General features: G+C 54.9%; 13 protein-coding genes. 10 read left to right on the top strand and 3 right to left on the bottom strand.

What is annotated here, in order from left to right:
• Nucleotides 1-62: 62 nt before the first annotated feature.
• From VPK24_RS15040 to grxC, 6 genes are all read left to right on the top strand, one after another.
• On the top strand, nt 63-1037 hold the full coding sequence (locus tag VPK24_RS15040) for a deoxyhypusine synthase family protein (RefSeq protein ID WP_393014565.1): 975 nt from the start codon (nt 63-65) through the stop codon (nt 1035-1037).
• A gap of 373 nt (nt 1038-1410) precedes the next feature.
• Nucleotides 1411-1812: a fasciclin domain-containing protein gene (locus tag VPK24_RS15035; RefSeq protein ID WP_393014563.1), complete on the top strand. Its 402-nt coding sequence runs from the start codon at nt 1411-1413 to the stop codon at nt 1810-1812.
• A gap of 691 nt (nt 1813-2503) precedes the next feature.
• A complete protein-coding gene (locus VPK24_RS15030) occupies nt 2504-3274 on the top strand; it encodes a DUF928 domain-containing protein (RefSeq protein ID WP_393014561.1) in 771 nt (256 codons plus the stop codon).
• A 150-nt stretch (nt 3275-3424) separates the two neighbouring features.
• The gene (locus tag VPK24_RS15025) at nt 3425-3946 is read left to right on the top strand and encodes a hypothetical protein (protein ID WP_393014559.1); all 522 of its coding nucleotides are present in this window, start codon (nt 3425-3427) and stop codon (nt 3944-3946) included.
• Nucleotides 3947-4154: 208 nt separating this feature from the next.
• Complete coding sequence (ppc, locus tag VPK24_RS15020) at nt 4155-7241, top strand: phosphoenolpyruvate carboxylase (RefSeq protein WP_393014979.1); 3087 nt, start codon at nt 4155-4157, stop codon at nt 7239-7241.
• 193 nt (nt 7242-7434) lie between these two features.
• On the top strand, nt 7435-7698 hold the full coding sequence (gene grxC / locus VPK24_RS15015) for a glutaredoxin 3 (RefSeq protein WP_099532050.1): 264 nt from the start codon (nt 7435-7437) through the stop codon (nt 7696-7698).
• A 34-nt stretch (nt 7699-7732) separates the two neighbouring features.
• Here the strand turns inward: grxC and VPK24_RS15010 are convergent, their stop codons facing one another.
• Nucleotides 7733-8647, bottom strand: coding sequence for a succinate--CoA ligase subunit alpha (locus VPK24_RS15010; protein ID WP_393014557.1), 915 nt, complete (start codon nt 8645-8647; stop codon nt 7733-7735).
• A gap of 47 nt (nt 8648-8694) precedes the next feature.
• Entirely contained in the window at nt 8695-10440 is a 1746-nt protein-coding gene (hpsL, locus tag VPK24_RS15005) for a hormogonium polysaccharide biosynthesis protein HpsL (RefSeq protein ID WP_393014556.1), read from the bottom strand.
• Nucleotides 10441-10745: 305 nt separating this feature from the next.
• Between hpsL and miaE the strand changes: the two genes are divergently transcribed.
• The 4 genes from miaE to VPK24_RS14985 all read left to right on the top strand — a co-directional run bounded on the left by miaE (nt 10746) and on the right by VPK24_RS14985 (nt 13447).
• Nucleotides 10746-11369, top strand: a complete 624-nt coding sequence (gene miaE, locus VPK24_RS15000; RefSeq protein ID WP_393014554.1) for a tRNA-(ms[2]io[6]A)-hydroxylase — start codon at nt 10746-10748, stop codon at nt 11367-11369.
• Nucleotides 11370-11560: 191 nt separating this feature from the next.
• A complete protein-coding gene (locus tag VPK24_RS14995; RefSeq protein ID WP_393014552.1) occupies nt 11561-11848 on the top strand; it encodes a hypothetical protein in 288 nt (95 codons plus the stop codon).
• A gap of 35 nt (nt 11849-11883) precedes the next feature.
• On the top strand, nt 11884-12039 hold the full coding sequence (locus VPK24_RS14990; RefSeq protein ID WP_393014550.1) for a hypothetical protein: 156 nt from the start codon (nt 11884-11886) through the stop codon (nt 12037-12039).
• A 115-nt stretch (nt 12040-12154) separates the two neighbouring features.
• Nucleotides 12155-13447 (top strand): homoserine dehydrogenase, encoded by a 1293-nt coding sequence (locus VPK24_RS14985; RefSeq protein ID WP_393014549.1) that lies wholly within the window; start codon nt 12155-12157, stop codon nt 13445-13447.
• A gap of 71 nt (nt 13448-13518) precedes the next feature.
• On the opposite strand, the gene VPK24_RS14980 is transcribed toward VPK24_RS14985, so the two are convergent.
• Entirely contained in the window at nt 13519-13950 is a 432-nt protein-coding gene (locus tag VPK24_RS14980) for a DUF4332 domain-containing protein (protein ID WP_393014547.1), read from the bottom strand.
• Between the last annotated feature and the right edge of the window lie 685 nt (nt 13951-14635).

Genomic DNA, 14635 nt, shown 5'->3' with positions numbered 1-14635 from the left:
TTGGATGCAAACTCTGGGGCTGCCTGTTGTGTCGCACTCTTTTGTTGAAAGGCAAGTAACCTATGGGCCCCGTCAGTCAGTTCATCAAACACCACTACCGCCACTTCAACGCAGCGGCCTTGGTGGATGCCGCTGAAGCATTTAAGGTGCATGTGGAAGCCGGAAATCCGATGTTGCTGGCCATGGCCGGAGCCATGAGCACGGCAGAATTGGGCCTGTCGCTGGCGGAAATGATTCGCCAAGGCAAAATCAACGCGATTTCTTGCACGGGGGCCAACCTGGAAGAAGACATCTTTAACCTGGTGGCCCACGATTACTATGTGCGGATTCCGAACTATCGGGACTTGACCCCAGAAGATGAACAAAAACTCCTGGACAAGCATCTGAACCGGGTCACCGATACCTGCATTCCGGAAGAGGAAGCCATTCGCCGCATGGAAAAGGCCGTGCTGGATGTGTGGAAGGCGGCTGATGCGGCTGGGCAACGGAAGTTTCCCCACGAATTCTTCTACGAAGTGCTGCTGAATGGCTCCTTGAAGGAGTATTACCAAATCGATCCCAAGAATTCCTGGATGTTGGCGGCGGCTGAACGGAATTTGCCGATCTTTGTGCCCGGTTGGGAAGATTCGACCCTGGGGAACATTTTTGCGGCTCGCTGCATTGAGGGCGACATCAAAAATGTCCACACGGTGCGCACGGGCATTGAATACATGATGGCCCTGGCGGACTACTACACGAAGGTTTCGATCGAGAGCGGCCAGTCGATCGGGTTCTTCCAAATTGCGGGCGGCATTGCGGGCGACTTCCCCATTTGCGTTGTGCCCATGTTGCAGCAAGACCTGCTGCGCGAAACACCGCTGTGGGGCTATTTCTGCCAAATCAGCGATTCCACCACCAGCTATGGTTCCTATTCGGGAGCCGTACCCAACGAGAAAATCACCTGGGGCAAGCTGTCGATCGACACGCCCCGGTTTGTGATTGAAAGTGACGCAACGATCGTGGCTCCGTTGGTGTTTGCCTACGTGTTGGGCTGGTAACAAGGCAGTGACCCGTTGCCAAATCGATCGCTCAGCCCAATCTCAGATCCATCTCAGATTGCTTAATGCCAATTGCTTAATGCCAATTGCTTAATGCCAATCGATGTAGCTCATTAGTAGCTCATTAGTAGCTCATTAGATGTAGCCCATTGTTGCTAGGTCTAGCCCTGCTCTGCTGTCTGGGGATGGCTGCCATCTCCCAAGAACAGCGGGGCGGGCCAACCATGCCCAATCGAAGGTATTAAAACTCCAAAATTGCCCACCTCCAATCGATCAGGCGATCGACGGTAGGATGATTGGGATTTAGCGGCAACCTCGGGCCCCAGTGGCTCTGCATTGCCCTGTACCTGGACTTCACCCCCATCCCTTGACCATGCCCGACATTGTTGACATTGCCATTAATGCCGGTTCCTTTGAAACCCTCGTAACCGCCGTCAAGGTGGCTGGATTGGTCGAAGCCCTGAAAAGTCCAGGCCCCTTCACTGTGTTTGCGCCCAATGACCAGGCTTTTGCGCAGCTCCCGCCTGGCACGGTGCAAACCCTAGTGCAAAACCCCCCACAACTGGCCCGCATCCTGAAATATCACGTGGTGGCTGGTAAATACACCCAAGCGGATTTGGCCCAGGTGACCCAACTGGAATCGCTCGAAGGTGCTCCGATTCCGGTGCGGGTTGGCAAAAACTTCGAGGTGAAAAATGCCACGGTGTTGGCGGCTGACATCGAAGCAGCCAATGGAGTGATCCATGTACTCGATCGAGTAATCCTAATGGGTTAGGGAGCAAATGGGCAAAAATGCGGTTTGCAGAACAGGCCGGCAAGGCGTTGCCCCGTTCCTCAAAATTCAATTGGGTTTAAGTTGAGTCCACCAAGTTGAGTCAAATTCGATCCAGCTTGAGGAAGCCAAGCTCAAGTTTGTATTTGCAATTGTTTGCGACTCTTGACATTTCTTCATAACTCCGAATTAAGGGAAACTGGGCGAAAGCGTCCCCCGGGCCTACCCTGTGAATCGTTCTCAGCAAATGGCGTTCAGCACTCAGCGCAGTATTTAGCACGATCGCTCTGGTTGCTGTTCCGCGTCATCCCGCCGATAAGGTCAGCCAGCTCGTCGTGAACTGGGTGTTTACGGGTACATAGCTGGGCTGGAGGAATGCCATACACTAGGAGACAGTTTGTTAACTGTCTAGGCGGACTCGGCTTCCAGGGGCATCTATTGACTGAACGGGAATTCGCTTCTGTCCTCGCCTGGTGTTGAGTTTGCGGTTCGTAGGGCCAAGCTATGGTCACAATCGGCCCAGACCATGGCCCGACCGAAGCCGCGAGCGGAACATGATTCACTACTTTTTCCCGAGTATCGTTTTTAATAGAGGCTCAGGGGTAGGGAACAGCAGCCGCGAGGACAGATAACATCCAGCCCTTGTAGGTCGCTACTGCTTTTGCTTGTATCAGTCTCATAAGGGGTAGTTCTTATGGTGCCCAATCGCATGCTCTCCCGATTCTTTGTTTCCTCGGTTTTGACGGTCGGGGCGATCGCCCTTTCAAGTTTCACCGCTTCGGCAGGAATGCCTTTGGTTAACGGTCAAGCTGGCTCAGAAGGGCCCACCGTTAGCTTCAATTCGCTCCCGAGCCAAGAAGCTGGGTTCGCTCCCCGGGGTAATCGCACCCTTCGCCATACGGTCAGTGGAGGCCGTCGCGGCGCTTGTGGTTCCTCGGCCTTGGCCCTCATGCCCTTAGTTCCAGGTCAACAGGGTGCGCTGACGGCCAGTGCTCATCCTTCGCTGTGGGTCTATGTGCCCGCTGGGATGGGTAGCACGGCCCGTTTCCGGTTGACGGACGAAACGGAAGCCGACTTGGATGAGCAAACCATCGCTCTTCCCCAGGAAGGCGGCTTGGTGCAGGTGAAGCTGCGGGATAAGGGCCAAGGCCTGACCGCTGGCAAGGCCTATCAATGGTACGTTTCGGTAACTTGCGAAACGGCTAACGGCGAAGAACCGCGCAACACCTTCGCTAGCGGCTGGATTCAACGGGTGGAAGCCAGCTCTGCGGTGGCGGAAGCAACGGCAGCTCCCGATCGCCTGGCAGCGGCGGCGGCCTATGCTCGCGCGGGCATTTGGTACGACGCAGTGAGCAGCGTGATTGAAGCCGATCGCTCGGGCGATCGAGCAGCCGCTTGGCAAGCGCTGGCCACTTCGGCGGGTTTGGATCGATCGCTGATGGCAATTAACCTGCCCAATCAATAGACCAGCAACCGGCCCCGCAACTCGTCAGATTGTCGGGTGTCAATCCTCAAGACAGTGCGTAGGCTATGATGCCTGTCGAGTCAGAATCAGGATGGAGTGTAAGCTCAATCCTGATTTTGGTTTTTAGGGCTTGTTTCTTGGAGCTGGTTTATGAACTACCTAATTGCTGTCTTTGCCGATCGCATGGGCGTGGAAGCGGCTTACACGGCCCTGGAAGCGGCAGGCTTTGACCTCAAGCAAATGGCCATTTTGGGCAAGGGCTACAAAACCGCCGATGAATTTGGATTCATTGACCCCAGCCAGCAGGCTCGTCGCCAAATTAAGATGATGGCTTTTTGGACAATTCCCTTTGGCTTTTTGGCCGGTGTGGGATTCAGCTTGGCGACGGGGTTGCAAACCTTCACGGAATGGGCCGGCCCGGTGGGTAACCACTTGGTGGGTGGCCTGTTGGGGGCGATCGGGGGAGCCATGGGCAGTGTGACCGTTGGAGGCGGCCTAGGCCTGACGGGAGGTAGCGGCGATGTGCTGGCCTATCGCAACCGCCTTGATCAAGATCAATACCTGTTGGTGATCAAAAATCTTGATCCCATGCAAACTCGCCAGGCAAATGATCTAATTCGACTACAAAACCCGGAAACCGTACAGGGCTATACCGATTCTGGGGCCGTTTAAACGCACAATCCATCCGGGATTTCATGCACCATGTTGGCTCCTCGGGGAGGAACTGCCCACCCCCAGACCCAAACAGGATTCAGGTTCCCCCTTCCTCATCAACAACCCAACCGCTAGCGAGCTGGCGGGATGAGGATGGGTTTCTAAAGCCCCGCCTTCCTATAATCTAGGGAGCATGACCAACCTTACCGAGCCAGCCGATCGCTCTATGAGTTCGACCATCCATTCGCTCGATCGAGAAGTTGCCGCAGCCTCGGCATCAGACTTGTTTTTGCGGCATCGTCTCAAGGTGATGGAAGACCTGTGGCGGCAGGTGTTGCAACAGGAGTGCGGTCAGGAATTGGTATCCCTGCTAGATCGACTGTTGGATCTCTGCGCGCCGGACGGCCAAGCCGCTGATTTTTGCGAAGCTGATGTTTTGAAGCTGGTTGAAAACCTAGACCTTAATTCGGCAATTCGGGCTGCGCGTGCCTTTGCCCTTTATTTTCAACTGATTAATATCGTTGAGCAACATTACGAACAACGCGATCAACAACGACAATACGAAACTGCCAGTAGTCAACCCATTTCTACGAAGCTTTTTAGCAACCATAGCCCCTTTGACAATCCTGAATCGAAGGGCGGAATTGAAGCAAAGGTGCTGGAGCGGAGCATTCCTAAACCGGATCAGATTCCGGATAATTGCGGTACGTTCTATTGGCTATTTCCCTATTTGCAGCAACTGAATGTGCCACCCCGGCAAATTCAAAAGTTGATTGATCAATTGGATATTCAGTTGGTCTTTACGGCTCACCCGACGGAAATTGTGCGCCACACGATTCGCGACAAACAGCGACGGTTGGTGAAGATTTTGCGGGAGCTGGATTTGGTGGAGGAAGATTTGCGCGATCGGGGGCTGAGCACCTCGATCGAGGCCCAAACCCTGCGCCAAAAACTCACGGAAGAAATTCGCCTTTGGTGGCGCACCGATGAGTTACACCAATTCAAACCAACGGTGTTGGATGAGGTGGACTATGCCTTGCACTATTTTGAAGAAGTGCTGTTTGAGGTCATTCCCCAGCTCTATCACCGGTTTGATCGGGCATTGAAGTCATCCTTTCCGGGCCTGACTCCGCCCCGTTTCGACTTTTGTCGGTTTGGATCTTGGGTGGGTTCCGATCGCGATGGTAACCCTTCTGTCACGCCAGAGGTGACCTGGAAAACCGCATGCTATCAGCGCAACTTGGTGCTGAAAAAATATCTGCAATCGGTGAAAAGTCTCAGTAGTTTGTTGAGCCTTTCTCTGCACTGGAGCGATGTGCTACCGGATTTGCTGGAATCCCTGGAGCAGGAGCAGGCCCGACTGCCGGATATTTACGAAAAATATGCGGTGCGTTTCCGCCAAGAACCCTATCGCTTGAAGTTGGCTTACATTGAACAGCGGTTGATTAACACCCTGGCGCGATCGAACCGGCTCTATGAAGGAGATGAATTGCACTCGGATATGTTGGAAAACAATCCGGTCAGCATCTATCGATCGGGCACCGAATTTTTGTCAGAATTGAACCTCATTCGGCGCAGTTTGCAACAAACGGGCTTAGTTTGCTCAGATTTGGAAGATCTGATTTGTCGGGTGGAAATCTTTGGGTTTAATTTGGCCCATTTGGATATTCGCCAAGAGAGTAGCCGTCACTCGGCTGCAATCGATGAAATTACGGAATATTTGCAACTGTTGCCCAAGCCTTATCGAGAAATGGACGAGGCAGAGCGAACGGCCTGGCTGGTGCAGGAATTAAGCACCCGTCGTCCTTTGATTCCGGCGGAGTTGCCCTTTTCCGACAAAACCCGCGAGGCGATCGAAACCCTGCGGGTGGTGCGACAGCTACAGCACGAGTTTGGCCCCGGTGTCTGCCAAACCTACATCATCAGCATGAGCCACAACGCCAGCGATCTGCTGGAGGTGCTGCTGCTGGCCAAGGAAGCCGGCCTCTATGACCCCGCCACCGGGTCAGGAACCCTGCGCGTTGTGCCGCTGTTTGAGACGGTGGAAGACTTGAAATGTGCGCCGTCGGTGATGGAGGGGCTGTTCTCCATGCGGCTTTACCGAGCATTGTTGGCGGGTGGCTACGATCGCCTTGATGCCGTTTTGGAAGCGACTACCGAAGGGCAAACAGGCGCAGAATTTGCCAAAATGCGCCCCCACACCCCCACCAGCAATCAGCAAGAGGTGATGCTCGGTTACTCGGACAGTAACAAGGACTCGGGCTTCCTCAGCAGTAATTGGGAAATTCACAAGGCCCAAAAGGCGTTGCAAGGGGTGGCCGATCGCTTTGGGGTGGCCCTCAAGATTTTCCACGGGCGCGGTGGATCCGTGGGGCGCGGCGGTGGCCCAGCCTACGAGGCCATTTTGGCCCAACCGGGCCGCAGTATCCAAGGCCGCATCAAAATCACGGAGCAGGGGGAAGTGCTGGCTTCCAAATATTCCTTACCCGAGTTGGCGCTCTATAACCTGGAGAAGGTGGCCGCCGCCACGATTCAATCAAGCCTGCTGGGCACGGGGTTTGATGACATTGAGGCTTGGAATGAGATTGTTGAGTCCCTGTCGGCGCGATCGCGGGAACATTACCGGGCACTGATCTATGAGCAACCGGATTTCATTGACTTTTTCCATGAGGTCACCCCGATCGAGGAAATTAGTCAATTGCAAATCTCTTCGCGACCGGCCCGCCGGGGCGGCAAGAAAGATCTCAGCAGCCTGCGGGCCATTCCCTGGGTGTTTAGCTGGACCCAAAGCCGCTTCTTGTTGCCTGCCTGGTATGGGGTGGGCACGGCCCTGCAAGACTTTGTGGATCAGGAGCCGGAAGAACACCTGAAGTTGCTGCAATATTTCTACTTCAAGTGGCCGTTCTTCAAGATGGCAATCTCGAAGGTGGAAATGACGTTGGCGAAGGTGGATCTGCAAATTGCTCGCCACTACACCAATGAGTTGACGCAGCCGGCTAACCGGGCCCGGTTTGAGGCTTTGTTTGAGCAAATTGCCCATGAGTACATGACGACTCGGGATCTGGTGCTGAAAATTACAGGCCATGAGCGCCTGTTGGATGGAGACCCGGCGTTGCAGCGATCGGTGCAGTTGCGTAACGGTACGATCGTGCCCCTGGGCTTCCTGCAAGCGTCGTTGCTCAAGCGGTTACGCCAACACAAACAACAGTCAGCAACTGGCATGGCGCGATCGCGCTATAGCCGCAGCGAGCTGTTGCGCGGGGCCCTGCTGACCATTAACGGGATTGCGGCCGGAATGCGGAACACCGGTTGATCGCGGTGGCTAATTGGGGTGCTGATCCCAATGCGTCTCGGCTCAATGGGGCCTGAATGGAAGGGCGATCGACCGACGGGTTGATCGCCCTTCTGGTGTCTGAAGGCGGGCTGAAGCCTGGCCTAGGCCGCAAGCGATCGAGAAACTAGATACAATCCTTCATAAATCTTGAACACCACTGCGATCGCATCCTATGGCTGCCAACGTTGAAATTTATCTCTGGACAACTTGCCCCTTTTGCATTCGGGCCAAGCGATTGCTCGACCACAAAGGGGTGAAATATACGGAATATGTCCTAGACGGCGATGAGCCAGGGCGGGCCAAGATGGCGGAACGGGCCAATGGTCGGCGATCGGTTCCCCAAATTTTTATCAATAACCACCATGTGGGCGGCTGTGATGACATCCACGCCCTGGAGCAGGAAGGCAAGCTAGATGAGTTGCTGGCTGCTTCTTAGGTTGGCCGACAATCAGATCTAGCTCCACCGGTTATCACTTAGCGCTAGGGGCCTTGGCTTTGGTGTTCAGGGCCCTTTGCAATAGCTCGGGGATTTTGGAGGGGCGATCGGCCACTCTCACCTTGGCGGCCTTGAGCGCGGCGACCTTGGTGGCAACATCGGTTTTGCCCCGTTTGCCCAACTCCGTGCGCGAGGCCACGATCTGGTTGGCATGGCCAATCGAGCGGTTCACGGGGGCAAAGTGTCCGGCAATGTAGGCAATCACAGGCTTATCGATCGTTTCGGCAATGTAACGCGCGGCTCGCAGTTCCCCATCACCGCTGACTTCGCCAATCAACACAATGGCCTCGGTGCGATCGTCCTCATCCAGCATTTGCAGCCACTGCAGCAACGACGATCCCACCACGCGATCGGCCCCAATGCAAGCGGCGATCGATTGGCCAAACCCAGCCCGCGTCAGTTGCAGCGCCACCTCATAGGCCAGGGTGCTGCACCGGCTGACAATCCCGATCGACCCCGGTTGATAGCATTCGGCCGGGTGCAACCCCAACAGCACCTGTCCCGGCACAATAATTCCCGGGCAATTGGGGCCGAGCACCAACGTATCGGTGGCCTCTGCTCGCCGCACCAGGCGCACCATATCCAACGGCGGCACACCGGCCGACACCATCACCACCTGGCGAATGCCGGCCGCGATCGCCTCCAAAGCTGCATCGACCGCCGCATAGGCTGGCGAAAAAACGATCACCACATCGATTGGCCCCACCGTGGCGATCGCCTCTTCTACCAAATCAAAAACGGGAATTTCATTGATCGATCGGCCCCCTTCGCCGGGGCTGACACCCGCCAGCACCTGTGTGCCGTAGTCCCGCATCAGCGGCACATGGGCGATCGCCAGCGGTTCGGCAATCCCACAAATCAAAACCTTGGTGTTGGGTGTCAGTCTCATCCACAAAGCTCCCTGACGCTCCTATAGCGAGATGCTAAAACCAAATGCTAACCGGGAGCGGCCTTGGCGGTTCCCCGGCGGCTGGTTCCATTATTGGCTGATTCCTCTAAATCATCGGTTAAATCTGCCTCTAAGTCTTCTGAATTGGCCTCGGCTTCCAAGAGTCGTTGCTTGCGATCGGCGCGATCGATCTCGGGCAATCGCAACAACACCCCGACTGCGTACCAGTAATAAACCGCCACTGGATCCACATCCAATGGGTAGTAATAGGTTTGATAACTGATGAACAGCACAAACACCCAATAGCTGGCTCCGATGCCGCGCAGATTTTTTTCCTTGACCGATCGATAGGCCTTAAACGTGGTTACGGTAATCACCGTCACGAAGGCCAAAAACGCCGCAATGCCCGGAAACCCCACCTCCCACATCACCTTGGGAAACCAGGTTTCAATTAAGGTTGTGCGACCAAAAACCCGCGCTGAATTGGTGGCTCGGCCTAAGCCCGCTCCAAAGAGATTGTTCTGGGCTTTTTTAAGCACAAATCCAAATTGTTCCCCAATGAACTCATCAGCCGGAGAAGCGGCCCAGCGGCTGGTGAAACTATCAATCCGTTCTTGCAATACATCAGGGAATAAAACCGCCGCACCACCCAACAGGGCCACTAATCCCAGAGCGATCGGCAAAAAGCGTTTTAAGTTGGTGACTTGCCCCGTTAAAACCAACAGAATGACTGTTACTACTGGCACGAGCGCCAAGGCAATTCGCTGGCCTGAAATCACCGCATTCATGAAGATTCCACCCATGGCTCCCAAGCCAATCAGCCGCCACAGGGGAGATGGATCATTAAACGCAGTGGTGTAGGTGAAAAAGGCATTGGAAATTAGAAACCAAGCCCACTGCCAGGGAGCCACGAAGGTTCCCGGCAGTCGCACCATGTTTTGCGATGGACTCCAAACCAAAGAGCCGCCCACAAAGCAACGAGCATCGATCGAGGCCTTGAACAATCCCGATCCTTCCAAGTGGTCAGTGCCTGCACAGCGCCCCGTCAGCAGAAAGTAATATTGCACATAGGCCAATGCACAACAAATAATGGATAAAACCGATGTGATGCGCGTGGCAAAGAGCAATTCTTTCTTGCTGCGAATGAGGTGATAGGTGCAGAAAATAATGGGAATGTAACCCATGAAAACCTTAAAGCCCAAAATCCCTAAAGCAAGCGGCGATTTATCATCGGGAAAGGGCTTTTTAAGCTGCTGCATTCCATTCACAGATAGCAGCGTGATGATGCAGCAAGTTAACAAAATCAAGAGTGTGGGTTTCAAGGCCTTGGAGGCCCAGAAAGGAATTCGCATCTGCCGACAGGATCGCCAAATGCCAATCAAAGCAGGCAGATAAATGCCGTCTTTGGCCAGTTGCAACACCACGCTGCCACCCAAGGCATAGGTGACTGTGCCGCTGAGGGGCAAGTACATTAAAAAGCCCCAAAAAGCCTGGCGCGGATATTTCAAAGATAGGGACAAAACTGGAATGGCAGCACCGGCCACTACGCCCATTTTGGGATCAACGGCAACGGCAGCGATCGCCCCTAAAATCACACCCACAATTAGGGACGGCATGAGGGATTGGATAAAGGCTTGGCGAGCTTTGGCTTGTTCCCGTTGGCGTTTTTTTAGCTCCTTGGGATCAACTTTGACCTTGGTATTTTTTCGCTTCTGATTGCGTTTTTTCTTGGTTTTGGTGTTGCGTTTTTTGGCTTTCGTGGGGCGGGCTTTGGCTTTGCGAGCGACGGCCATAGACGGGGGTGGGGAGAGTGAGGGGCGGCAGCGTGGGTTGCAGACAGGGCGGCGAACGGGCCCGATCGACCAGGAATTGACTAGGAAACGTTTGCCATTGTATTTCGCGAATTCCGGGATGGTTTCGGAGCAGTCCCGATCGCCCGCTGCCGGTTTGAGATATTTGGGCCTCTTGGGTTGATCAGTTGTTCAATGGCCTGGTTCACTGGATTTGTTCGCATTAATTTCGCATTGATATCGATCGCCCAGTTGATTCACTTGCTCGATCGACGGTTCCAGTTCTTTGCAATTTCCTCCCGATCGCCATGTCTTCCCCTTCTCTGCCGCAGCCGGCCGTTTCTGAGTTGCCCTCGGTGCGTTTTTTGCAGCAGCCCACCTCCCAATCTTGGGTGAACCAGGCGATCGCCCATTTGGATGAGGTGTTAATTGACCATGCCAACTGCGAGCGAAAGGCGGCCGGGGTGGCCTTGCAACTGATGGGCCAATACCCCACAAAAACGCTGCTGGTGCGCAAGCTCACCGCGATCGCCCAAGAGGAGCTGGAGCATTTTGAGCAGGTGAACCAATGGCTCGATCGCCTGGGGATTGCCCCTCGGGCCTTGGCAGCTCCGCCCTATGGGGCCACCCTGCGATCGCAAATTCGCCGCCAGGAACCCGGTCGCCTGCTGGATTCCCTGCTGGTGGCGGGCCTAATCGAAGCCCGCAGCCATGAACGACTGGGCCTGTTGGGGCAGCATTGCCCCAATCCGAAGTTGGCGGCCTTCTATCGCAGCTTAATGGCTTCCGAAGCGCGACATTACGGGATTTATTGGGTTTTGGCGGATACCTACTACGATCGCCCGGTGGTGATGGAACGGCTGGCGGAGTTGGCGGCGATCGAAAGCGATGTTTTGGCGACGCTGCATCCCCAAGCACGGGTTCACAGCTAGGGCGAGTTTTTAGATCCCTGCGATCGACTTGCGATCAATCTGCGATCGGCCAAGAATCCTTGAAACCCTAATTCTGAGATCGCAAAATCCTGGGGAACCAGGGGACTGAGCAACTTACCTGCGATGGCTTGAACTGGAAAATCAGCTATGTTAAGGGGCCAGAGAAGAGCCGAAATCATTTCATGAGCCAAATGACGAATTCCCTGGATCCCCGGTCGATCGACTGTAAGACCGCCTGTGTCAATGGTTGCGTTTTGGGTGACCAATGCCCAAATCAGGAATTTGCCAAGGCTGCGACCCAGTTGATTTGGGATACGCCGCTGGACAAGTTAAACGAAATTGCTGCTGCCCGATTCACCAAGCCCTTTGAATCGCAACTGCAACCGATCGACCTAAATCAAATCGACCTGAATCAAATCGACCTGAATCAAATCGACCTGAATCAAATCGACCTAGAGCAACTGGATTCGGAATCCTAGGGCCGATAGCCCAGCCGTTGTCTGGTGATTGTCTGGTGATTGCCTGGCGATCGTTTGGTGATGGACAAACCCGAGGAACCGGCCCGTTTGAGCGGGCCGCCCAATGTCAGAATATCCATGGTCAGGAATTTGACGATTGGGAATTTAAATCGATCGCGAAACTCCGAAAACTGGTGCGGGAGGTTTGCTGAGCAGGCTCGTTGAGCAAGCGGCCCCAATCGCGATCGGGTGTTTTCCCCGTCAGTGGCTGCCGTGGGTGGCCGCCCTGACCCAGGACGAATTGTTTAGAGAAAGTTGGGAAAAGTCGTGGGTTTCAAAGTCGGTCTGTTGGGTCTCGGAACCGTTGGAGCGGGTGTGGCGCAGATTTTGCTGGACGCGACCGGCCGCAGCCCGCTCCTGCAATCGTTGGAACTCTATCGGGTAGGGGCCCGATCGCTCGATAAGCCCCGGCCGGTGGAAATTCCGCGCGAACAGCTCACAACCGATTTGCAATCGATCGTCACCGATCCCAATGTGGACATTGTGGTGGAGGTGATTGGCGGACTGGAACCGGCGCGATCGCTGATGTTGGAAGCCATCCGCCACAGAAAACATGTGGTGACCGCCAACAAAGCCGCGATCGCCCGCTTTGGCCCAGAGCTATTTGATGCGGCCAAGCAAGCGGGGGTTTATTTGATGCTGGAAGCGGCCGTGGGCGGTGGCATCCCAATCATTCAACCCCTGAAGCAATCCCTGGGGGGCGATCGCCTCAATGGAATCACCGGCATCATCAACGGCACCACCAACTACATCCTGTCGCGGATGACCGCCGAAGGAGCCGACTTTGGTGATGTGCTCGCCGATGCCCAACGGTTGGGCTATGCGGAAGCCGACCCCACCGCCGACGTGGATGGCCTGGACGCGGCCGACAAAATCGCGATCCTGGCCTCCTTAGCCTTCGGGGGCCGCATCAAGCGGGAAGCGGTGCATACGGAAGGCATTCGCAACATCACCGCCACGGATATTACCTACGCGGATAAGTTGGGCTTTGCGATCAAACTGCTGGCGATCGCCCGTCGCCAGGGGCCTGCCGTATCTCTGCGGGTGCATCCTACCCTTGTGCCCCACAGCCACCCCCTGGCCCGTGTGGACGGCGCATTCAATGCAATTTTTGTGGAAGGCCAGCCGATCGGGCAGGTAATGTTCTTTGGCCCCGGGGCCGGGTCTGGCCCCACCGCCAGCGCCGTGGTTTCCGACGTGTTGAATGTGGCGGCGGCCATGCAAGCCATGGGCGAACGGGCCACACCGGTCATTAATCCCATGTTGGCTTGTAGCCACAGCGATTTTTGCCCCATCGCCTCCCTGGATGATCTGGAAACCCGGTTCTATGTTCGCTTTCTGACGAGCGATCGCCCCGGCACGATCGGCCATATCGGCAGTTGCTTTGGTAACCGTCTGGTCAGCTTGGAATCGCTGGTGCAAACGGAGGTGAACGGCGACGAAGCCCAAGTGGTGGTAGTTACCCATGCGGTGCGAGAAGGGGACTTCCGTGCCGCCCTGGCCGACATCCACGCCAGCGATGCCATTCGATCGGTAGCCAGCGTTCTGCGCGTGATTTAGCCATCGCCGCCGGAATCCACCGGGGATTCACTCTGGAATCCACCGGGGATTCACGCAATCGGGGGAGACGATCAGGACGGCGATCGCCCCAGCACCTCTCGGGCCTGCAAAATCCAGCGCGTCACTTTGCCTAAGTCAGGACAGAGATTGCGCTGCTGCAACTCTCGCACATGCAACCGCAACACCTGCTGATGGAGTTTGTGGGCCGGTTGCTGTGCCAGTTGCACGGTGCTGATGATGCCTGAATGCAGCAGCAAACCACAGTGATCTAGTCCCACGCTGGGAACCCGGGCCAAATCCGCCAGGGCAACCCATTTACGCACATGGTGCTCATGGAGTTGCAATTGGGCGGCGATCGCTCGTTGTTGGTCGCGACTCGCAGCCGATCGCAGGAGCGATCGGGTATCAACCAATCCCAATTCCTGAAGTTGCAACAAATCCTTCGCACTCAGCCCTGGCAATTGAGCCAAGGGCCACCATTGGGCAATCGCCCGCTGAGTCATTTTACTTACACTCCCTTATGCTGCAAAGAGTCATAATGATTCACGAGTGATGCATGGGTAATTGTTCAGTTTTGGGTGCTTCTTCAGTCTTGATGAGAGTTCGAGGGACGGCCATCGCCTTAATGCTCTCTCGATCGCAGCCAAACTCGTCACTGCTCTACCCAATGCTGCAATTTGAAGATTCGATTGCGCATTTCCGAGGCACAATCCCGATGCACATTTTTGAGCTGCAATCTCCAAGCCCCAAAAAGCCTTGGCATCCTCATGCTTGGGGATCGTGGATGAATAGACTTAGACTATCAGCAAATGCATCACTCCCGGATTTGCGTCAATAGGCTGAACTCAGGTCGATCGGGTCAAATCATCCGGGATCCCGAAAATTCATTCACAAAAACGAAGAAGTGCCAACCACCCTTTGGGTAGCAGCGCCTTGAATCAGTCCTGCGGGGTTCTCCGTTTTTGCCAGCTTAGTTCCTAACGTCTACGTCCTGCCTTGGTTTTTGGAATGAGTTTTGGAGATTGGTGATCTTTTAGAGCAATCTTGGGGCGCAATTTCACGAATTGAGGTTACATTTCATCTTCAATTCCAAAATTCTGCACCGATCGACACTTTCTAGATCATTAATCAGCATTCACGAATTTTGTACTTCCACGATTGATTACTTTTGGGGAAAATGATCAATCT

The organism is Limnothrix redekei LRLZ20PSL1, from assembly GCF_043235035.1.
Lineage (GTDB): Bacteria > Cyanobacteriota > Cyanobacteriia > CACIAM-69d > CACIAM-69d > CACIAM-69d.
The sequence above is the reverse complement of the archived record's forward strand: the minus strand, read 5'-3'. Positions and strand labels throughout refer to the sequence as shown.